Source organism: Proteus mirabilis ATCC 29906 (assembly GCF_000160755.1).
In the GTDB taxonomy this organism is placed as follows: Bacteria; Pseudomonadota; Gammaproteobacteria; order Enterobacterales; family Enterobacteriaceae; genus Proteus; species Proteus mirabilis.
Window position 1 is genome coordinate 43421 of record NZ_GG668577.1, and the last position, 21291, is coordinate 64711.

General features: G+C 36.3%; 17 protein-coding genes and 2 tRNA genes. 16 read left to right on the plus strand and 3 right to left on the minus strand.

Annotated features, from left to right (window positions below; genetic code table 11):
* Positions 1-24: 24 nt before the first annotated feature.
* The 11 genes from HMPREF0693_RS06765 (at position 25) to HMPREF0693_RS06815 (ending at position 7824) form a co-directional block, all read left to right on the plus strand.
* On the plus strand, positions 25-1395 hold the full coding sequence (locus HMPREF0693_RS06765; RefSeq protein WP_004244429.1) for an MFS transporter: 1371 nt from the start codon (positions 25-27) through the stop codon (positions 1393-1395).
* A complete protein-coding gene (locus HMPREF0693_RS06770) occupies positions 1385-1792 on the plus strand; it encodes a hypothetical protein (RefSeq protein WP_004244431.1) in 408 nt (135 codons plus the stop codon). The genes HMPREF0693_RS06765 and HMPREF0693_RS06770 overlap by 11 nt, the downstream gene beginning before the upstream one ends.
* Positions 1793-2101: 309 nt before the next feature.
* Positions 2102-2497, plus strand: coding sequence for a tol-pal system-associated acyl-CoA thioesterase (gene ybgC / locus HMPREF0693_RS06775; protein ID WP_004247549.1), 396 nt, complete (start codon positions 2102-2104; stop codon positions 2495-2497).
* Positions 2497-3183 carry a Tol-Pal system protein TolQ gene (gene tolQ / locus HMPREF0693_RS06780; RefSeq protein WP_004244434.1) on the plus strand — a complete coding sequence of 229 codons (687 nt, stop codon included), beginning with the start codon at positions 2497-2499 and terminating at the stop codon, positions 3181-3183. The genes ybgC and tolQ overlap by 1 nt, the downstream gene beginning before the upstream one ends.
* Positions 3184-3205: 22 nt before the next feature.
* Entirely contained in the window at positions 3206-3631 is a 426-nt protein-coding gene (tolR, locus tag HMPREF0693_RS06785; RefSeq protein ID WP_004244435.1) for a colicin uptake protein TolR, read from the plus strand.
* 27 nt (positions 3632-3658) lie between these two features.
* On the plus strand, positions 3659-4726 hold the full coding sequence (gene tolA, locus HMPREF0693_RS06790; protein WP_004244436.1) for a cell envelope integrity protein TolA: 1068 nt from the start codon (positions 3659-3661) through the stop codon (positions 4724-4726).
* A gap of 142 nt (positions 4727-4868) precedes the next feature.
* A complete protein-coding gene (gene tolB / locus HMPREF0693_RS06795; RefSeq protein WP_004244437.1) occupies positions 4869-6164 on the plus strand; it encodes a Tol-Pal system beta propeller repeat protein TolB in 1296 nt (431 codons plus the stop codon).
* Positions 6165-6209: 45 nt separating this feature from the next.
* The gene (gene pal / locus HMPREF0693_RS06800; protein WP_004247551.1) at positions 6210-6707 is read left to right on the plus strand and encodes a peptidoglycan-associated lipoprotein Pal; all 498 of its coding nucleotides are present in this window, start codon (positions 6210-6212) and stop codon (positions 6705-6707) included.
* A 9-nt stretch (positions 6708-6716) separates the two neighbouring features.
* Positions 6717-7490 (plus strand): cell division protein CpoB, encoded by a 774-nt coding sequence (gene cpoB, locus HMPREF0693_RS06805; RefSeq protein WP_036932255.1) that lies wholly within the window; start codon positions 6717-6719, stop codon positions 7488-7490.
* A gap of 152 nt (positions 7491-7642) precedes the next feature.
* Positions 7643-7718, plus strand: a tRNA-Lys gene (locus HMPREF0693_RS06810).
* 30 nt (positions 7719-7748) lie between these two features.
* Positions 7749-7824 (plus strand) — tRNA-Lys (locus tag HMPREF0693_RS06815).
* Positions 7825-7979: 155 nt separating this feature from the next.
* On the opposite strand, the gene HMPREF0693_RS06820 is transcribed toward HMPREF0693_RS06815, so the two are convergent.
* Positions 7980-8870 carry an aminoglycoside 6-adenylyltransferase gene (locus HMPREF0693_RS06820; protein ID WP_004244440.1) on the minus strand — a complete coding sequence of 297 codons (891 nt, stop codon included), beginning with the start codon at positions 8868-8870 and terminating at the stop codon, positions 7980-7982.
* A gap of 239 nt (positions 8871-9109) precedes the next feature.
* Between HMPREF0693_RS06820 and pnuC the strand changes: the two genes are divergently transcribed.
* Together pnuC and aroG are read left to right on the plus strand one after the other, a co-directional pair.
* Positions 9110-9838 carry a nicotinamide riboside transporter PnuC gene (pnuC, locus tag HMPREF0693_RS06825; protein ID WP_004244441.1) on the plus strand — a complete coding sequence of 243 codons (729 nt, stop codon included), beginning with the start codon at positions 9110-9112 and terminating at the stop codon, positions 9836-9838.
* 243 nt (positions 9839-10081) lie between these two features.
* Positions 10082-11140 (plus strand): 3-deoxy-7-phosphoheptulonate synthase AroG, encoded by a 1059-nt coding sequence (gene aroG, locus HMPREF0693_RS06830; protein ID WP_004244442.1) that lies wholly within the window; start codon positions 10082-10084, stop codon positions 11138-11140.
* Between the two features lie 73 nt (positions 11141-11213).
* Here the strand turns inward: aroG and gpmA are convergent, their stop codons facing one another.
* The gene (gene gpmA / locus HMPREF0693_RS06835; protein ID WP_004244443.1) at positions 11214-11966 is read right to left on the minus strand and encodes a 2,3-diphosphoglycerate-dependent phosphoglycerate mutase; all 753 of its coding nucleotides are present in this window, start codon (positions 11964-11966) and stop codon (positions 11214-11216) included.
* A gap of 350 nt (positions 11967-12316) precedes the next feature.
* A complete protein-coding gene (modF, locus tag HMPREF0693_RS06840; RefSeq protein WP_004244444.1) occupies positions 12317-13783 on the minus strand; it encodes a molybdate ABC transporter ATP-binding protein ModF in 1467 nt (488 codons plus the stop codon).
* Between the two features lie 175 nt (positions 13784-13958).
* Between modF and HMPREF0693_RS06845 the strand changes: the two genes are divergently transcribed.
* From HMPREF0693_RS06845 to HMPREF0693_RS06855, 3 genes are read left to right on the plus strand one after another with little or no spacing between them, the layout of a single operon-like run.
* A complete protein-coding gene (locus HMPREF0693_RS06845; RefSeq protein WP_004244446.1) occupies positions 13959-15518 on the plus strand; it encodes a ShlB/FhaC/HecB family hemolysin secretion/activation protein in 1560 nt (519 codons plus the stop codon).
* A gap of 14 nt (positions 15519-15532) precedes the next feature.
* Positions 15533-20941 (plus strand): two-partner secretion domain-containing protein, encoded by a 5409-nt coding sequence (locus tag HMPREF0693_RS06850; RefSeq protein ID WP_036932257.1) that lies wholly within the window; start codon positions 15533-15535, stop codon positions 20939-20941.
* Positions 20941-21252 carry a hypothetical protein gene (locus HMPREF0693_RS06855; RefSeq protein WP_004244448.1) on the plus strand — a complete coding sequence of 104 codons (312 nt, stop codon included), beginning with the start codon at positions 20941-20943 and terminating at the stop codon, positions 21250-21252. Before HMPREF0693_RS06850 ends, HMPREF0693_RS06855 begins: the two co-directional genes overlap by 1 nt.
* The last annotated feature ends 39 nt before the right edge of the window (positions 21253-21291 follow it).

Sequence of the window (21291 nt, forward strand, 5' to 3'; positions counted from 1 at the left end):
TACCCTATAGGGCGGAGGATTGCTATGTCTTATCGTTATCAAATAGCCATTATTTTTTTACTGGGTTTTTTTATTGATTGTATAAATATTTTTATGTCGGCAATTGCATTACCAGCAATTGCAGCGGATATGAAGGTATCTATCGTCTCCATTACATGGGTATCAAATAGTTATATTTTAGGTTTAACACTGATTATTCCATTGAGTCACTGGTTATCTCAACGTTTTGGCGTGAGAGTATTAATGGTCAGCTCGATGTTGATATTTAGTGCTTCTGTGGCGTTAGTAGGCTATTCACACTCATTTTTTGAGCTGATTTTATGGCGTTTTATTCAAGGTCTTAGTGGTGGATTATTAATTCCCATCGGCCAAGCTCTAACATTTCAGTATTTTCAAGGGCATGAAAGAAGCAAAGTCTCAACTTTAATTATGGCTGTTGCTCTTATTGCACCTGCAATTTCTCCCACAATAGGTGGGTTTATCGTTGATGCTGTATCTTGGCGTTGGGTTTTTTATAGTAATGTGCCTTTTTCATTACTTACTGCGTTTTTGGCTTTTATTTGGGTAAAAGAGTCTAAATCACAAGAAAATATAATACCAGATCTTAAAGGGATCTTATTAATCAGTATTATTATCGTATCAGGGTTATGTGCATTATCTGCTTACGGTGAGTATCACTCTACACAATTAGCATTAGTCATCAGTTTTTTTGCTGCATTATTTTCTCTTCTTTATTATCGTCATTATAAACAGAGTTTATCACCGGTAATTAATCTAAATTTATTAAAAAATAGAAACTTATCACTTTCCATTTTTCTCTATTACTGTATTCCAGGTGTTTTTACTGGTGTAAATATTCTGGCGATTTTTTATTTACAACAATATCTCCATTTTTCGGGGCAGGGTACAGGCAGTTTTATGCTGCTATATGCTATAGGTGCATTTATTTCCATTATTGTTGGTGGTGCACTTTATAATAAATTGGGTATGAAGCGCTTAGCTATATTCGCTTTAATTCTGCACAGTATTGGTATTGTATTATTAGCATTAGTAAATAAAGAGAGCGATCTGCCTTTATTAATACTGGCTTATTTAATGATGGGAATTGGTGGAGGGATCGGTGCAAATACAGCACAAACAACGGCCCTTTATGACTTTGATAAACAAAGGCTTATTCAAGCTAGTGTTATTTGGAATATAAATCGTCAAGTTGTATTTAGTGTTGGCGCGACACTTGTTGCAATGATCTTCAACACATTATCTCTTTTTGTATCGTCACAAATGGCTTATAGCACGACATTTTTTATCTGTGCAACCATAGGATTATTTCCGCTATTTCTTTTCATATTGTTAAAGCAAAAAACAAACTTACAGGAAACAAATCATGAGCATTAAAATAGACCCATTAATAGAAAGTGTGCAAGTGTTGCATAATGAGATTGAAACTGTTTTTACTCAAACCCCTATTGCTACACAGGCATTAAAAAATATAGAAATGTTACTTGCCAACACGTTTTCTATGATTGGTATAACAGGAAAGAAAATAAATTATGATGATGTAATGGCAATGTTTTCTCGTAATGCAGGGAAAAGGCCAGAATTGAGGATTGAAACAGATAGTTATAACATTATTTACCAATCTGAACATTGGGCAACGGTGAGCTATCGTGAAACGCATTATGAAAATAAGAAGATTCTCACCCGTCAATCTGTGGTGGTTTTGAGACGCACGTCTCTAGATTGTCAATGGCAGTGGTATTACTTGCATGAAACACCTGTATTAGATAATTAATTGATTTTAATAAAAAACCAGTAATAAGACTGGTTTTTTTATTGGTTGGGAAAAAGTTTGAATCAGAGTGCTAAACTATTAATTGTTAATTAGCAAGCATTTTAATGCTGAACTAATAAAAATATTTTTTCTATTCAGGCGCTAAAGCATATTGCGTGTTGCAAAGAAGAGTTTATGATTGGCGTCTGAAAACGGTGTTTTCTATTCTTTACGTTACTATGATTCCCTTAGAGGCACCTCTTAAGTATAGTTAACAAATCTATAGCTTAATTATTTATGGGATTACTCAAGGAGTGTAAGGACGGAATTATGCGGTTTCTTTGGCCAGTTCGTGTCTATTACGAAGATACTGATGCCGGTGGTGTGGTCTATCATGCCAGTTATTTAAAATATTTTGAACGTGCAAGAACAGAATTACTCAGAGAAAAAGGTTTTTATCAGCATGATTTACGGGAGTATGATCATGTTGCGTTTGTTGTGCGTAAATTAACCATTGACTATATTGCGCCAGCACGGCTCGATGAGCTTCTGAAAGTAGAAAGTGAAATTACTACATTACGTGGTGCATCAATGACATTTTCTCAAAAGCTTATCAATCAAGATGGTGTGGTACTGTGTAGGGCAGATGTATTAGTTGTCTGCGTTGATTCATTAAAAATGAAGCCTGTAGGGCTTCCTAAGTCCATTATCGCGGAGTTTAAGTAGTGGCTGACATGAATGTTATCGATCTCTTTCTAAAAGCGGGGCTTTTAGTTAAGTTGATCATGTTGTTATTAATCGGATTTTCTATTGCCTCATGGGCGATCATTATTCAACGTACGAAAGTATTGAATGCAGCAGATCGTGAAGCGGCAGATTTTGAAGATAAATTCTGGTCAGGCACTGATTTGGCTCGTCTATATAAAGAAAGCCAAGCTCGTCGTGACGAGTTATCAGGGGCAGAACAAATTTTTCATTCTGGTTTTAAAGAGTTTGCACGACTACATCAAGCGAATGTTCATGCACCCGATGCCGTTGTTAATGGGGCTTCCCGTGCAATGCGTGTTTCATTTAATCGTGAATTAGAGTCCTTAGAAACGCATATTCCTTTTTTAGGTACGGTGGGGTCAATTAGTCCTTATATTGGCTTATTCGGTACGGTATGGGGGATTATGCATGCATTTATCGCTTTAGGTAGCGTTAAACAGGCAACTTTACAGATGGTGGCACCCGGTATTGCTGAAGCGTTGATTGCAACAGCCATTGGTTTATTTGCGGCCATCCCCGCAGTTATGGCTTATAACCGCTTTACGCAACGTGTAAATAAGTTGGAACAAAGTTACGATAACTTTATGGAAGAGTTCCTGACGATTTTACATCGCCAAGCTTTTGTCTCCGCAGAAAAGAAATAGTTAACGCAAAAGGAGAGAGCTGATGGCACGAGGTCGCAGTAGCCGCCGAGGCGTAAAATCAGAAATTAATATAGTACCTTTGCTTGATGTGTTATTGGTGCTTTTGCTGATTTTTATGGCAACAGCGCCAATTATTTCACAAAGTGTTGAGGTTGATCTTCCACAAGCAACAGAAACACAGACTGTTTCAACCAGTGATAACCCGCCTGTAATTGTCGAAGTTGCTGGAGTGGGGCAATATAATATCCGTGTTGAACAAGAGGTTTTAGAGCTTTTACCTCAAGAACAGATTATGGCTGAAGCAAAACGACAATTAGAAAAAAACCCGAAAGCGGTCTTTCTTATTGGTGGCGCTAAAGATGTTCCTTATGATGAGATAATTAAAGCACTCAACATGTTACGTCAAGCGGGTGTTAAGTCTGTCGGTTTAATGACTCAGCCTCTTTAGTAGGCTGAAATAAGTTTGGATAATAGCGTGGGAAAGAAGACGAAACCAATCCGAAGTAAATTGAGCGGTTCAGTTATCTTGTCTACTGTCTTGCATTTACTGATCATCGCTTTGCTTATCTGGGGATCGTTAACTCAGAAATGGAATTTAGGCGGTGGCGGTGGATCTGATGGGCAAGTTATTGATGCTATTATGGTTGACCCTAATGCGGTAGTACAAGAGTATAATCAGCAAAAGGCGCAACAAGCTAATGTCCAAAAAGCAGAACAAGAACGTAAAGCGCGGGCGCAGCAACAAGAAGAAGAGCTACGCCAACAACAAATTAAAGAACAAGAACGTTTAAAAGCGTTAGAAGTGGAACGTTTGCAAGCAAAAGAGGCTGCAGAAGCTCAACGTCGTGAAGCAGCCACCGCCGCTGCTAAAGCGAAAGAAGAGCAAAAGCAGGCTGAAGAAGCTGCCGCACAAGCTAAAGCTGAACGCGATCGTATTTTAAAAGAGCAAGCTGATGCGAAAGCCAAAGCAGAGGCAGAAGCGAAGAAACAAGCAGAATTAGCAGCAAAACAGAAAGCAGAAGAAGCGAAGGCAAAAGCAGAAGCTGAGGCAAAAGCGAAGGCTGAAGCCGATGCTAAAGCGAAAGCAGAGGCTGATGCAAAAGCGAAGGCAGCCGCAGAAGCTAAAGCCAAAGCAGCAGCGGAAGCTAAAGCGAAAGCCGCTGCACAGCAACAAAGTAAAGCGGTTGATAGTCTACTCGATGGATTAGTTGCTCAAGGCGATAAACAATCGGGGGCTTCTGCAGCAGGTCAAGGTGGTGGTAATCGCTCTGGGGCAAATGCTGCGGGCATTGATCGCTATACTGGGCAAGTAAAAGTTGCCATCGAACAGAAGTTTTTTGATTCTGATTTATATAAAGGTCGTAAATGTGACCTTAAAATAAGTATTGCACCAGACGGTATGTTAGTAAGTGCAAAAGCGGTAGGTGGTGATCCGGCTTTATGCCAAGTTGCATTACAAGCGGCTAAAATGGCAACATTGCCTAAGCCACCGAAAGATATTTACGAACAAGTAAAATCACCAACAATTGAGTTTAAGCCATAAAACTGTCTGATAGTAGGAAAACATACATTAATTTATCTCTATTTTAGAATGTTATTGATGTGTTGTATGGTGTTGTTTAAAAGCGTTTGTTACTATTCTGTGCGTTATTGCGCAATAACCGCAATAATAAAAGGGAGACATGATGAAGCAGGCATTAAATGTTATTTTCGGACTTTTGATATTATGCGTTACAACGCTCGCTAATGCAGAAGTTCGCATTGAAATTACACAAGGGGTGAATACTGCACGCCCTATTGGTGTTGTTCCTTTTAAATGGGAAGGCACAGGTCAAATGCCAGAAGATATTGCTGGAGTGATTGCGGCTGATTTACGAAATAGTGGTAAATTTAACCCTATTGATATGAATCGTTTGCCTCAACAACCCGTTACCGCTTCTGAGGTTCAACCTGCACTCTGGACAGCATTAGGTATTGATTCAGTGGTTGTAGGGCGTGTTCAGCCCTCGGCAGATGGTCAATATGTTGTTAGCTATCAATTAGTTGATGTTGCTGGCTCTCCGGGAGCGGTTTTAGCGCAAAGTGAGTATAAAATCAGCAATAAATGGTTACGATATGCTGCTCATACCGCCAGTGATGAAATCTTTGAAAAATTAACTGGCATTCGTGGTGCGTTCCGTACCCGTATTGCTTATGTCGTTGTGACTAATGGTGGCGCTTATCCATATGAATTACGTGTATCTGACTATGATGGATTTAATCAAGATCGCGTTTATCGTTCATCACAGCCATTAATGTCACCCGCTTGGTCTCCTGATGGTGCTAAACTAGCATATGTTACATTTGAAAGTGGTCAATCTGCTTTAGTTGTACAGACATTAGCAACGGGGGAAGTGCGTCAAATCGCTTCTTTCCCTCGACATAATGGTGCACCTGCTTTTTCTCCAGATGGCTCTAAATTAGCCTTTGCACTGTCAAAAAGCGGTAGTCTAAATCTTTATGTAATGGATTTAGCCAGTGGCAATATGACACAGGTAACCAACGGTAGAAGTAATAATACAGAACCGACTTGGATGCCTGATGGACAGACTTTGGTCTATACTTCGGATCAAGGCGGACGTCCTCAAATTTATAAAATTAATATTAACGGAGGAACGCCAGAACGTATTACTTGGGAAGGAAAACAAAACCAAAATCCTGCAGTAAGTCCTGATGGTAGTTTCTTAGTTATGGTGAGTTCTGAAAGCGGTAGGCAACATATCGCTAAGCAGGATCTAGAAACGAATGCTGTTCAATATTTAACAGATACGTTTCTGGATGAAACGCCAAGCATCGCGCCTAACGGCACTATGGTTATTTATAGCTCTACTCAAGGCTTAGGAACCATTTTGCGACTAGTATCGACTGATGGACGTTTCAAAGCGCGTCTTCCGGCGACTGATGGTCAGGTTAAATCACCTGCCTGGTCTCCGTTTATGTGATGCATAAGAATTATGTATGGCAAACAAATAAAGGAACAATTAGAGATGCAATTAAACAAAGTGTTTAAAGGGTTGATGTTAGCATTACCACTCGTTGCTGTTGCAGCATGTAGCTCAAACAAAAACGACGATCAAACAGATACAAGCAACAATGTACCTGTTACTGAGCAAGGCCCTACAGCTGAAGAATTAGCACGTCAGCAATTAGAACAACTGAAACAAACTAACATTGTTTACTTCGGTTTTGATAAATATGACGTTACTTCAGAATATGCTCAACTGTTAGATGCTCACGCTGCATTCCTGCGTGCTAACCCTTCAGTACGCATTACTATCGAAGGTCATGCTGACGAACGTGGTACTCCAGAATACAACATCGCGTTAGGCGAACGTCGTGCAAACGCAGTTAAAATGTATCTGCAAGGTAAAGGCGTATCAGCTGATCAATTATCAATCGTATCTTACGGTAAAGAAAAACCTGCTGTACTGGGTCATGACGAAGCCGCTTATGCGAAAAACCGTCGTGCAGTACTGGTTTACTAAGAGAACGGCATGAACAACAGTAACTTCAGACCTTTATTGATGAGTCTGTTGTTACTGGTTGGCGTAGCGGCTCCTGTAGCCGCTATTGCCCAAGCGCCAATCAGTAATATCGGTTCAGGCTCTACTGATGAACGACTCGCCCAACTTGAGCGTATCTCTAATGCTCATAGTCAGCTTTTGACCCAATTACAGCAACAACTCGTAGATTCTCAACGCGATATTGATATGTTGCGTGGTCAAATTCAGGAAAATCAATACCAGTTAAACCAAGTTGTAGAGCGTCAACGTAATATCTATCAACAATTAGATAGCCTAAATGGTGGCAACTCAGCACCAACAACGGATGAGGCTTCAACGGGTGGCAATGTACCTTCAACATCTGATACAAGTACGAGTTCGTCGTCAACAGGTGATGAAAAAGCCGATTATAACGCGGCAATTGATATTGTATTGAATTCAAAAGATTACGATAAGGCAATTGTTGCATTAAACAACTTTATTAAAAGTTATCCGAAGTCTAGCTATCAATCAAATGCTCAATTTTGGTTGGGGCAAATGTATTATCTAAAAGGTAATAAAGATCAGGCTGCGAGTACTTTTGCTATTGTTGTGAAAAATTATCCAAAATCTCAAAAAGCAAGTGAGGCCTTTTATAAGATAGGGCTTATTATGCAAGAGAAAGGGCAAAAGGATAATGCGAAAGCTATTTATCAACAAGTGGTTAAGCAATATCCAAACAGTGCTGGTGCAAAATTAGCACAAAAGCAGTTAGCAGCACTATAATTATTGGCCCCGTAATGTGAATGTTACATTTTCGGGGTTAACTGATTGTTTTTTCAGCGTTTGAATGTTTTTTTGAAAAAAAACGTTGCACAATAACATTAAATCAGTATTATTACCCGCCGTTGCCACAGAGAATGTGGCGAGTTCGAAAAGGGTCGTTAGCTCAGTCGGTAGAGCAGTTGACTTTTAATCAATTGGTCGGGCGTTCGAGTCGCCCACGACCCACCATTTTCGAATTTATATACCATTTTATGAAATGGGTCGTTAGCTCAGTCGGTAGAGCAGTTGACTTTTAATCAATTGGTCGGGCGTTCGAGTCGCCCACGACCCACCATTTCAATATGCTTTTCTAGTCTTTTATCACACGCCATTCTCATTCTATCTAAAAATGCTCTCTATAACTCGTTTTTGTATTTATTACTCGAGTTACTCAAATAGAGGATGTAAATAGATAGCTTCTCCATTGCTGAAAAAACTATCTGATCTCACTTAAGTTGGATAATGACAAATAATGGAAGTGGTTATTTGGTAATATTCATTTTCAGTTAATAGTTCATTATCAATAAACCAATCGCTAATAAGTGTTTGAGCTTGTGTTGCCTTTTCTATCGACAAACCAAAACGCTTTGATGCATCAATAAAAAAAGCCATGATAATACTTAATGCAGCCGCTGCTTCATAAGGGGTACTCATAGCCAGTGTGCTTTCTAATGAACGTAATGAGTAAAACTTAGGTAACCACTCCCGTAAGTTTTTGCCTTGATACCAGACATCTTGTGTTGATGTTTGCAGAGCAACTTGCTCTAGTAAACGGATCAACCATTCCCTTATATCACTCATACGATATTCAGCGAACCAAAATTCATTACGTAAGATAGCTATAGCGATTTGTGTGGCTTCAAACCAAAACTCTTGAGCCAAGGCATCAGCTTGCTCTATGGAAAGGGCTGGGGGTGTCACAGTGCTAATTTCTGGAAGTTGGTCACATAAACCTGTTTTATCAAGTAAAACACGATAGCCTCGTTGATAAACTGGACTTAGACCATTTTGTTTCATATTGATAATTCTTTCAGGCTCTGCCATCAAAATATCCATTTTTCGGCCTTGAGCTAATACGTGCAAATAGATTGGCCAGCGAATGCCGTTCGGATCTTCACATTCTGTTGCTAAAGAGACGAGGTGTTTACCAAATTGTGATAGCCAATGTTGGTTTTTTGCTAGCTCAGTCGCACCGTGACCAATAAGCTCTATATCAATATCAGAATAGCTGTCTATCTTCTTATTACGACCCACTGAGCCTGTTAATACCACAGCCTCAATTCGAGGATCAAGTAATGCAAAAGATAACATGCGATCGATTAAGCGGGTGATTGGCTCCATATTTCTCTCTAGTTGTTATAGTAGATAAAGTTATTTGTTGTAAGTATGAATAAAAAAATAGCATATTTATTATATAAAACACTTTTTGTTTTTTATGGTAAATAAATGGCATTTTGTTTAATATTTTAAACTAAGTGCTATCATTGATAGGAATGTATATATATCTTTATCACTTTGCAACAATGTCGCAATAACCCATATTTTATTTGTTTTTTCTATGATTAAGTCGGGGTTGTCAAATGGATGTCATTAGTTGGTTTAGTATCAATAATATTTTAGTCAATATTCCATTAGGAAAAGAAGGCTATCCACTCTCATGGATTGAAGCTATAGGGACTATTGCTGGATTATTATGTATATGGCTTGCGAGCCAGGAAAAGATCATTAACTATTTATTTGGGTTAATTAATGTCACTTTATTCGCCATTATTTTTTTCCAGATCCAGTTATATGCCAGTCTACTGCTACAAATTTTCTTCTTTGCTGCCAATATTTATGGTTGGTATGCATGGAGTAGAGTGAATGATTTTGAACAAGCAGAATTGAAAATACGTTGGTTAAAGCCGGGCCAACAAATCGTATTAATCATTGTCTCCATTGCTGCCATTATTGCGCTAACGTTTAATATTGATACCGTTTTTGGCTATTTAGCAGTTATTGCTGTTGATATCTTAAATGTCTTCGGGGCAAATTTAGCCACACCTGCTATCGAGCCAGATGCTTACCCATTCTGGGATTCAACAATGACGGTACTCTCCATTGTGGCTATGATCTTAATGACACGCAAATTGGTAGAAAACTGGTTAATTTGGTCTGTTATTAATGTCATTAGTATTGTTATATTTTATAAACAGGGTGTTTATGCCATGTCTATTGAATATATCATCTTATTGGCTATCGCTATTAATGGCTCTCGTTTGTGGATCAAATCAGCAAAGCATTCAAATAAAAATAATTATCTCTCATAATAAAAAAGGCTGGTAGAGTTATATTTCTCTCCAGCCTTGCTATTCGTTGTGTTTATTCTTCTATTCTAGGCAATTTCAAATCATTATTTTACTTAATGGTGCTATTACTTGTTTTCGATGTTTTTGTTATCTACCGTCATGGGCTGTTTAGGCTCTTAAGGGTGTTTACAGAGAGAAAACGAATGGTTAGATTGAAGAAACAGAAATCATATTGACTAGATAATAATAGAGTGGAACACGGGAATGAATTACCAGAATGATGATCTTAAAATAACACAAATCAATGAACTTTTACCGCCAGTGGCATTATTGGAAAAGTTTCCAGCCACTGACAATGCGGCGTTTACAGTTCGTCATGCCCGTGAAGCTATTCATCAAATCCTTGCTGGAAAAGATGATCGCCTATTAGTGGTGATTGGGCCTTGCTCTATTCATGATCCTAACGCGGCACTGGAATATGCTCAGCGTTTAAATTTATTAAGAGAAGAGCTGAAAGATAAACTTGAAATTGTGATGCGAGTTTATTTTGAAAAACCACGTACCACAGTCGGTTGGAAAGGGCTGATAAATGATCCACATATGGATTGTACCTTTGATATTAATGAAGGATTACGCATTGCTCGTCGTTTGCTATTAACCATCAATGATAGTGGATTACCAACGGCTGGCGAGTTTTTAGATATGATAACCCCACAATATGTCGCTGATTTGATGAGTTGGGGAGCCATTGGTGCTCGAACAACAGAATCTCAAGTGCATAGAGAATTATCCTCCGGACTATCTTGTCCTGTTGGTTTTAAAAATGGCACAGATGGCACAATTAAAGTGGCGATTGATGCCATCAATGCTGCAGGCTCTCCACACTGTTTCTTATCGGTAACTAAATGGGGTCACTCAGCGATAGTTCGTACTGCAGGGAATAAAGATTGCCATATTATTTTACGGGGCGGTAAAGAGCCTAATTACAGTGCAGAACATGTTGCTGCCGTAAAAGAAGGTCTGAAAAAAGCAGGATTACCCCAAAATGTTATGGTTGATTTTAGCCACGCCAATAGCTGTAAACAATTTAAGAAACAAATGGAGGTTGGTGCCGATATTTGCCAACAAATTAGCGCAGGAGAAAAAGCTTTAATTGGTGTAATGGTTGAAAGTCATTTAGAAGAGGGCAATCAATCATTAGAAAGTGGTGAACCTTTGGTATACGGTAAAAGTGTCACAGATGCTTGTATTGGGTGGGATGATACAGAAACGTTATTACGCCAATTAGCCGATGCAGTCGCTACTCGTCGTAATAAATCATAATAGTCTGTTTTTATTAATAAAAATGCCACTCAAAAGTGGCATTTTTTTTATCTAATTCAAAGTAAAAGTAAAATTATTTTGCTTTACCTTGGTTAGCAACAGCCGCGGCTTTTGCTGCGATTTCTTCTGCATTACCTAAGTAGTAACGTTTGATTGGTTTCATATTTTCATCAAATTCGTAAACTAAAGGTACTGCTGTTGGGATATTCAGTTCAAGAATTTCTTCTTCACTCATATTGTCTAGGTATTTAACCAGAGCGCGCAGTGAGTTACCGTGAGCGGCAATAATCACTTTATCACCTGAAGCAACGCGAGGTTTAATGACTTCTTCCCAATATGGTGTTACACGGTCGATAGTTAACGCTAAGCTTTCTGTTAATGGCAGTTCAGCTTCAGTTAAAGATGCATAACGTGGATCTTTACCTGGGAAGCGATCATCATCTTTAGTTAACTCTGGTGGGGTAACCGCAAAACCACGACGCCATTGTTTAACTTGCTCGTCACCGTATTTTTCAGCTGTTTCAGCTTTGTTTAAGCCTTGTAATGCACCGTAGTGACGTTCGTTTAGTTTCCAGCTTTTCTCTACTGGCAGCCATTGTTGATCAACTTCATCAAGAATGTTCCACAGAGTGTGGATTGCACGTTTTAGTACAGAAGTATATGCGTAGTCAAAAGTAAAACCTTCAGCCTTCAGCAGTTTACCTGCTTCTTGCGCTTCATTACGGCCTTTATCTGACAATTCAACGTCAGTCCAGCCTGTAAAACGGTTTTCTTTGTTCCATACACTTTCACCGTGTCGAACTAGCACAAGCTTAGTTACTGCCATAGTTTAGACTCCTATAATTACTTTCTTAATATAAGTTTAAAATCAGGACTGCAATCATTATATGGATCATCAACAAGAACGCCAAACATAACTAACAAAACTAGGGGGATTATGTCAAAAATGACGATTGTTTGATGAAATATTACACAGTTATTACACCTTTTGCTTAATCGATAAAGCTATTAATTTAACGGGATCGGTGAAAAGAAACGAAAAGCCGATTCTGGATAATTATCAGTAAAAAATATGCTCTCTAAATCTATCGTTAAAATCATCGCCATCTATCGATAACAAATACCCTTTTCTTCAGTGTGATGATGTATCTTACCTTAAAAATAGCCTATATCTAGTTAACAGGGTTGTTGTTGGTAACGATAGATATCTCCTTCTTTAATAAAAATCAGTCGATGGGTAATACAGTGAGGTGCATCTTCTTGATGATGACTGACAAACAGTAGTTGAGTATTGCTATGGCTTATCATGATATCAATAAAGCGCTGTACTAATAGTCTATTGGTTGTATCTAATCCTTGTAGTGGTTCATCGAGGATCAATAATGTCGGGTGTTTAACCAATGCTCTTACAATTAATACTAGACGCTGTTGTCCCCATGAAAGTGAGTGAAAAGGATGGTTAGCGAGTGCAGTTAAACCAATTAGTGTTAGCCATTCATCCGCTAATTTTTGCTGTTTATCGGTAACGGCTTGATAAATACCAATAGAGTCATGAAAACCAGAAATAATCACATTTTTCACACTTGAAGAGACGCGATAGCTTTGATGTAAGGCATTACTAACATAACCAATATGGCGTTTGATCTCCCAAATGGTTTCACCACTGCCTCTTTTACGACCAAATAGTGTTAAATCATTGCTATAGCCTTGAGGATGATCTCCTGTGATTAAGCTTAATAAGGTCGATTTTCCTGCGCCATTAGGACCTAATATTTGCCAATGTTGTTGTGGTTTAACTTCCCAGGTTAAGTGATGGAGCACAGGTTTATCATTATAACTGACCACGCCATCCTTAAGTATAATAGGGGAAAGCGTTGGTGGTAAGGTAGGAACTGCATCAACGGAGTCTGAGGCGGGTAAGATCAGATTTTCAAGTGTTTCACTGTGAGATAATTGCGCAATTACTGAGTCTGATAAAATATCACTTTTTTTACCTTGTGCCACGAGTTTACAGTCAATCAATAAGCCAGCATTTTGCACAAAATCAGGAATATCATTAAAGCGATTTAAAATAAGAACAATCGTTAGCTTTTGTTGATGTAGTGATGAAAGTAACTCACTTAATGTACGACGAGAGTCAATATCTAAACCATCAAAAGGCTCATCTAAAATTAATAGATCAGGTTTATTCATCAATAACTGAATAAGCAGTACCTTACGAGACTCTCCCGTTGAAAGATATTTAAAACGCCTTGATAAAAGTGCATCAATACCAAATTGTTTTGCTAATAACAGGCAGCGATCATTATCTTTTACCTGCATTTGGATCACCTGAGCCACGGTTAATCCCGTATCATCCTCATCTTCACTTAATAAGTCTGTATTGTTACGCAGCCACTCTTCCTCTATCATTTTTTGTAATTTTTCAAAAGAGAGATTAATCGGACGAGTAAACCTATTAATAAGCTCACCCGATAATAAAATCCCCTCTTGGCATAATGTATTAGCGAGCGCCGTTTTACCACTACCATTGCTACCAACGAATGCCCAACTTTCTCCTTCATTGATAGTTAAATCATCGATATGCAAGCAGAGTGTATCACTTAAGCGAAACAGTGTTTTTGTGAGTTGCAAGTACTTCATTATTATTATCCTTGTTTTTATTACAAGTAGAATACTTACCAATATCGGTTTAATTAAAACTTGTCAATATTTGTTGCTGATCGCTTAAGTAAAAATAGTGCAGAGAGAATAAAAAAGATAAAAGATGGGCAAGATTATTTATGTTATTTTAATAAAAACATAAGGACTCGTTTATATGAATAACATTAAAAGGGAATGTGTTAACTATTTATTAGGATTAATGGCGCTATTTTTATTAACGATAAGTAAGATAACTTTTGCAGAAATAAATAATAATGTAAATAATTGCTTCTTAATTAATGAAATAAAAATAGAAAGGAATGGTTTATTAACTAATAAGGCACAAAAAGAATTAATATCTAAATATATAAATAAATGTTTAACATTAAGTGATATGCAACATATCATTAAATCAATGACTAATGCGTATATTGAAAAAGGCTATATTACTTCACAAGCTTTTATTGCCGATCAAGATCTCTCAAATCATCAGTTAACCATTAACGTAATTGAAGGAAAGATAAAATCAATCTTTATTGATAATATGACTTCCCCCATGGTTGATATTCTATTTCCTTCATATCAAGATAAACGACTTAATTTACGTGAGTTAGAGCATGGGCTTGAACAACTTAATCGATTAACAACATCACTATATAGATTAGATATTCAACCTAGTGACAGGATAGGATACTCGACTATTTTTATTTATAAGGAAAACGAAACGCATCCTTTCAGAAATCAACTTACTATTGATAATTCAGGTTCAAAAGCAACAGGTGAAATGTTACTGACGAATACCACAGCAATAGATTCGTTATTTGGATTTGGAGAGCAGTGGGAGCTCTCCTTAAATAGTAATACAGATTTATTACATTCACATTATTATAGAGGCTATACAGCGAGTATAAACATTCCCTATGGCTATTGGTTTTATCAATATCAGTTATCTTATAACCGTTCTTCTCATTTTATTAAAAGTTATAGTAATCAATATATCTATAAAAGTATAAATACTAATCAGCAAGTTGATATTAGTCGTTTACTTTATCGGGATAGTAAGAAGAAGATAATATTAAAAGGCATATTAAAGCATAAAAAAGTAAGAACGGAATTAGCCAAACAGCCGATATTAATCAATAGCCCAACATTAACATCACTATCATTAGCGCCTCAATATCATTTTAATCTGACATCAGGTTATTTATCTATTAATCCATCAGCAGAAATTGGGTTGTCTTTTTTTGGGGCATCACCTGATTATATTGCTGAAAACTCACCCCGAAGCCACTATAGAAAATTGAGTCTAAATATACATTATCAATATTTATTTCCTTACTCTGTCTCCTATATTACGTCTTTTTATGGTCAATATACATCTGATAATCTTTATAGTGTGGAAAAAATAACCATAGATGGATTAAATGCGGTTCGTGGTACTAAACAAAATAAGCTTAGTGCCAATAGAGGACTTTATTGGCGTAATGAAATTAATACACCATGGATAAATTCATTTTTAGGTCAATGGCGTTTTATTACGGCTGTTGATTATGGCGTTATCTATTCTGATCAATATGAAACAAAGCAGCAGTCTTTATTAGCTGGCGCTATGGGGCTTTCATTTTATCGTTCCCCTTTTTCTTCACAACTATTGATAAACAAACCATTCATTTATCCAAAGTGGTCAAATGCTAACCAATGGTCTTTATCTTGGTCAATTTCTTTTGCTCTTTAAATAAGGAATTTTTTATGCATAAAAAGGATATTTCGCGAAAACAGCGTTTAATAAGCTATTGTGTTATTTATTTAACCGCTATTTACCCATTGCATCCTGCTTGGGGCTCTGTCATTACTTCATCTGATAAAACGATAACAATAAACCAGCAAAATAATATTCCTATTATTAATATTGCAACACCTAATGACAGTGGTGTTTCTCATAATAGATTTAATGTCTTTAATGTTAATAAACAGGGGGCAGTACTTAATAATTCGCAAGTTGATGCCAATAGTCAATTAGCAAAAAAAATATCTGCTAATAAAAATTTAAAAGGTAATACGGCTAATTTAATTATTAATGAAGTTGTCGGTAATAGTCGTTCACAGTTATTAGGTAAATTAGAAGTTGCAGGACAACAAGCGGATGTTTTAATTGCTAATCCTAATGGAATTAGTTGTGATGGTTGCTCATTTATTAATACTCCATCAATTACTCTCACGACGGGAAAGCCTCAATTTAGCCCTCAAGGTACCTATTCGGCACTAGAAGTAAAAAAAGGCAGTATTGTTATTGGTAAGCAAGGTATGAATGCCGATTTGCAAAATTATGCCGATATTATTAGTCGTAGTATTGAAATAAATGGAAAGATAAATGCTAAAAATCTCTCTTTAATGCAAGGGAATAACCATATTGATTTCGGCAAAGGGACAGTAAATAGCATTAATGGAGAAGGTGTAAAACCGACCGTCGCTATTGATACAAAAGCATTGGGTGGAATGTATGCCAATCAAATACGCTTAGTTAGCACAGAAAAAGGGGTCGGTGTTAATTTAACTGATATTCAAACAAAACAAAATAGTATCAATTTAACAGTTGATGGCAAAATTACCTTTAATGGCAATATTCAATCTGAGCAAGATATTAATGTTAGTAGCAAAGCGCTACAAATGAATAGTAATGCCAGCTTAAAAGCGCAAAGAGATATTACATTAGCAACTAATACGCTAACGAATCATAGTGATATTATCGCAGAAAAGGATATGCGTTTATTCGTAGATAAATTCACTAATAAAGGTGAAAAAGCGCTTATTCAAGCAAAAGATAATTTATGGATACAAAAAAATGCACAGGGTGAACCAAGTAGTTTAATTGAAAATCAATCAGCCACCATAAAAACAGAAAAGGGTGATTTGATTATTAGAACCAAGAAATTGGTTAATGAATCTATTACTCCTTTATTTAAAGAAATAAAGCAAGAGCCTGATTCTACATCGTCTATAAATATAGGTACTCATTTTCTTCATCCTTACAATAGTCCTACGAATAATTTCCTTATAATTATTTTACTTGCTGAATTAAAAGAACTCTCTGATAAAAAGTGGTTTGATATATTAGATTTAAAAAATAATGGAGGTGTTAATGTAGAACGCTCATTATTTGAAAAGAATAAAAAGTATGTTCCTAGTGTTATTTATTCTGGTAAAAATTTATATATACAATCTAACGAGTTTTTTAATACCCAATCTGATATTTTTGCAACTAATGATCTTATCGCAACGGGAAACAATGCAAAAGTATACTATTATCGGTTTGGACACCTTAATAAATGGGATCTTTATTCTCATGATAATGCTCATATTTTTTATCGAGATGATGTAAATAAATATAATATTGATGAAACTAAATTTCAAAAAATAGTTCATTTTATTCCCTTTACTAAAATTGGAAGTCATTATGAATTTATTGTAGATAGTGCTTCTGAATATATGATAAAAGCAGGTAATAATTTAGTTTTAGATTTTAAAGATAGTATAGCGTTAGAACGTAAATTTCCATTTTTAGAAAAAGAAATTAAAAAGTATAGAAGAATATCTGATTTTGAAAGTACTATATTAGCTAAAAATATACTATTAAATGCTAATAATTTAAATATCTCATTAAATTTAAAATCAAGTAACTCTTTATCTGTTATTGCTAATAAAAATATAAATATAAGTAATTCAAATTTATTATCTGGTGATATTATAAATTTAACAGCAATTGATAATGTTAATTCTGAAAATATAGATGTAACGGCAAAGCATTTTTCCATCATAACTAAGAATGGAGATATTAATTATTCATTTAGCCCTATAGCCTCTTATACTCTGAATAGCATTAAGGCACCATTTATTGATGTGTCTGAAAAAATAGACTTTTATTCAGGTAAAAACATTTACATTTCAAATGTAATAATTAATGAATCAAATGAAAAAAGTTTATCAGCATTAGAGAATATTAAAATAAAACGCGATGAGTCTTTATTTTTCAACCTAATGCCAAATTTTAGAGATGAACAATATATTTCAGCGTTTTTATTTAATATGGGGCTTTGGAAAAGTAAGAATAATATAAGCTTGATGGCTGGTAAAGATATTGTTAGTCAGGGAATAAAATATTATAGTAACAAAGAAATAACTTTTAATGCAGGACAAGATATTTTTCTTGCCTCCAAATTAATAAAAGAAGCCGCTCCTTTTTTCAGTGATATTTATTACCCCCAACTACAATCTAAATTATTTTCAGATAATAACCTTATTTTAAATGCCGCGCGTGATATTGATTTAAGTTCAACAGTATTAAATTCAAAAGATAAAATCATTGTATTAGCGGGTAGAAATATAAAACTGGGTGCAAATGCTTATTCCGCCATCAAAGATCCCCACGAAGATGCGCAAGACATTCAATATGCCACCACATCCATTATGGGAAATAAAGGTATTTCTATTGCATCATCAGGCTCACTCACAACAGAAGGAAGTTCACTTAAATCAGAGGGGGATATTGCTATTTCCAGTGGTGGCAATATCCAATTGGGATCAGTAAGAACACATTTTCGTAAAGAGTCGGACTCAGAGTTAGAAGAACTTCGTAAACAAGTCAGTACTGAAATTAATAGCGGTAATCATCTAACACTATTATCTGAGGGCAGTATTTTATTTCAGGCCTCTCAATTGGCTGCTAATAAAAAGATGGATATTGCTGCTAAAGGTGGATTTCTTTATGCACAGGCAATGGAAGAATCCAGTTACTATGAAGAAGAAAAGAAAAAATGTAATTGGTGGACACTGTGTGCGACTAAAAAGAAATATACCAAAACATTTAATAACACAACGAATAAAGTTACCGAGTTTATTGCTAATGACGATATTAATTTAATTGCTAAAGATGATATCACTTTAGAAGCAAGCAAATTAGAGACAGCAAAGAATGCCAAATTAACCAGTAAAACAGGAGGCATTAATTTTAAAGCGGTGAAAGATACTGCTTTTAAACAAGTTATTACTCGTTCAAAAGATATATATATCACTCAACGTAATCAGGGATACACCAAGGGAACATGGCTATTACCTGAACTCTATATTGGCGGAAAGCTGACTATCGATGCGCCAAAAGGCATATCTGCAGATATTAAAGCCAAAAAAGAGCAATCTTTAGAGCAGGCATTAACTGCCTTAAGTAACACACCAGAATATGCTTGGCTTAATGCGCTCCAACGTCAAGAAAATATTAATTGGAATTTAGTGAAAGACACTTATTCCAGTTGGGATGATAAAACCCAGCAGTTAAATCCAGTTGTTGGTGCGGTTATTGCCATCGCGGTAGGGGTTGCAACTTATGGTACGGCAACAGCTGCCTCAATAGGAGGAATGGCAAGTAATGCCACTATTGCTGCAGGAGCCTCTGCGGGGGTTGCGTCAACGGCATCAGTTGCGGCACAAGCCGGTTTTGCTTCTTTAGTTTCGCAAGCTGCGGTCTCTTTAGCTGAAAATCAAGGCAATATTTCTAAAACATTTGGCGCCTTAAGTCGCAGTGATACGGTGAAATCCATTGTCACCAGTATGACCGTTGCAGGCGCCTTGCAAGGTCTTGACCAATTTATGGGTTGGGATCAAGCAATACAGGGGGGAACATTACCGACAACAGGCAAGTTGCTTGCGACGGATAATGCCACATGGACTCAAGTTGCTCAACGCGTTGCCTCACAGTCAGTAGTGAGTTCTACACTGGGCACAGCCATTCAAGGTGGCAGTTTTATTGATAATTTTAAAACTGCGCTATTAAGCCATATCGGCAGTCAATTTCACGCTGAAGGTGCCAATCTCATTGGTGATAACGGTGCGATATTAGGGCATGCAGGAAAGGTTTTAAGCCATTCTGTTGTTGCAGGAGTGAGTGCTGAAATTGCAGGAGGCAGTGTAACAGGTGCAGTAGCCGGCGCCTTGGCAGCAGAAATAGCGGCAATATCGCTACAAAGTAAATTATTTGAGCCTAGTTATTTAAATGAAACTGACAGACAAGTTGCATTAATTCAAGAGGCACTACATGGCAATGAAGGAAAAACACAGCTCACTAAATTAATTGGTGCACTGACAGGCGCTATTGTGACTCGTAAGCCTGAGGGCGTATTTTCTGCGGCTAATTCTGCGGAGTTAGTTTATCGACATAATTACAGCGAACATATGCTTTCAAAGCTAGCACTAGAAAATAATAAGGACATAATTGCAGCGTCAAAAGGTGATGTTGCAGCAGCAGAAAGAGTTGTAAATCGACAAAATGCAGGGATGATTGCGATTGCTCTTGGTTTAGGAGGAAGTGCGAGCATTATTGGTGGTCACACTGTTATTGCAGCAACACCAGAACTTATTGCTATTACGCAAGCTGCATTTAGTACATGTAAAGCTAATTGGGTTTATTGTGCTAATCAGCTAGGTATTAATATCGCTGGGATATCAGCTCCAGAAGCTGCAATCGCTGGTGTCACCGTTGGTACTGGTTATAAAGTATTAGCTAGTTCAGAAGAAAGTGCTAAAGCTTTCTCTAGCATGTTAGCTAATAGTTCAAAGTCTTTAATGACTTCAGGAAAATTAAATATAACTGCTATAAAACCGATAGTAGAACAAGAAAAATTATTAATAACTACCAACAAAAAAGCTATTGAAATAATCAATAACGGGGAGTTTATAATATATTCAGGAGTAACTACGAATGGATATAAAGTATCTAATGGAGCCAAAACCGTAGTTTTTAAAAATGAATTAGAACATCCTATTGTTCAATCTAGGATTAATATTAAAGTGGGAGATGTTGAATCAGGTTGGTTGCATGTACAAAAACGTCATTTTTCAGGAGCGCAAAATGCTAGCCAATTTACGCTTAGTGAACAGGAAATTAAAGATATATTATTAAGTCCTGCTGTCATTAAGATTCCTATTAATAAAACGAGAGAATCATATAATAAAAACACCAATAGTATTGATATTTTGTATGAAAGAGTGATTCAGCTTGATAAAAATATAGGAATTGATAAATTTAGTAAACAGCCAACTAACATAATTACTATGCTCACAGATAAAAATGGAAATTTAATAACTACTACCCCTGGGGAAATAAAGTGATGACAAATGAAGCTTTTTTAAAATTTAAGGATTCAGAAAATAAAATTATCATTCCGTACCTCAAAAAAGTATTTCCATCATTGAAATCAGCATGTTGTTTATATCATATGATAGAACAATTAGAGGATGTTTATACTTACTTAATTAATAGCAAGGATGTTATTTTTATTGAAGTGTCGAGGTTAAATAATTCTATTAACCATACGGATATTTTATCAATTAAAGATTATGCTATTATGAAAAAGGGGAAACAATATCATCGTTATATGAAAGAGATTATTGCTTTATCAAATAGTGAGATAATTAAATGATAGTTTATGGATGGAATATTAGATTAATAAATTATATAT

Bases quoted from the DNA above. Each gene is read 5' to 3' on its own strand.
- HMPREF0693_RS06855 (WP_004244448.1), top strand. From the start codon at position 20,941: ATGACAAATGAAGCTTTTTTAAAATTTAAGGATTCAGAAAATAAAATT.
- HMPREF0693_RS06820 (WP_004244440.1), bottom strand. From the start codon at position 8,870: ATGGAGCCAATCACCCGCTTAATCGATCGCATGTTATCTTTTGCATTA.
- gpmA (WP_004244443.1), bottom strand. From the start codon at position 11,966: ATGGCAGTAACTAAGCTTGTGCTAGTTCGACACGGTGAAAGTGTATGG.
- tolB (WP_004244437.1), top strand. From the start codon at position 4,869: ATGAAGCAGGCATTAAATGTTATTTTCGGACTTTTGATATTATGCGTT.
- HMPREF0693_RS06765 (WP_004244429.1), top strand. From the start codon at position 25: ATGTCTTATCGTTATCAAATAGCCATTATTTTTTTACTGGGTTTTTTT.
- HMPREF0693_RS06845 (WP_004244446.1), top strand. From the start codon at position 13,959: ATGAATAACATTAAAAGGGAATGTGTTAACTATTTATTAGGATTAATG.
- HMPREF0693_RS06850 (WP_036932257.1), top strand. From the start codon at position 15,533: ATGCATAAAAAGGATATTTCGCGAAAACAGCGTTTAATAAGCTATTGT.
- tolR (WP_004244435.1), top strand. From the start codon at position 3,206: ATGGCACGAGGTCGCAGTAGCCGCCGAGGCGTAAAATCAGAAATTAAT.
- modF (WP_004244444.1), bottom strand. From the start codon at position 13,783: ATGAAGTACTTGCAACTCACAAAAACACTGTTTCGCTTAAGTGATACA.
- pnuC (WP_004244441.1), top strand. From the start codon at position 9,110: ATGGATGTCATTAGTTGGTTTAGTATCAATAATATTTTAGTCAATATT.
- pal (WP_004247551.1), top strand. From the start codon at position 6,210: ATGCAATTAAACAAAGTGTTTAAAGGGTTGATGTTAGCATTACCACTC.
- cpoB (WP_036932255.1), top strand. From the start codon at position 6,717: ATGAACAACAGTAACTTCAGACCTTTATTGATGAGTCTGTTGTTACTG.
- aroG (WP_004244442.1), top strand. From the start codon at position 10,082: ATGAATTACCAGAATGATGATCTTAAAATAACACAAATCAATGAACTT.
- ybgC (WP_004247549.1), top strand. From the start codon at position 2,102: ATGCGGTTTCTTTGGCCAGTTCGTGTCTATTACGAAGATACTGATGCC.
- HMPREF0693_RS06770 (WP_004244431.1), top strand. From the start codon at position 1,385: ATGAGCATTAAAATAGACCCATTAATAGAAAGTGTGCAAGTGTTGCAT.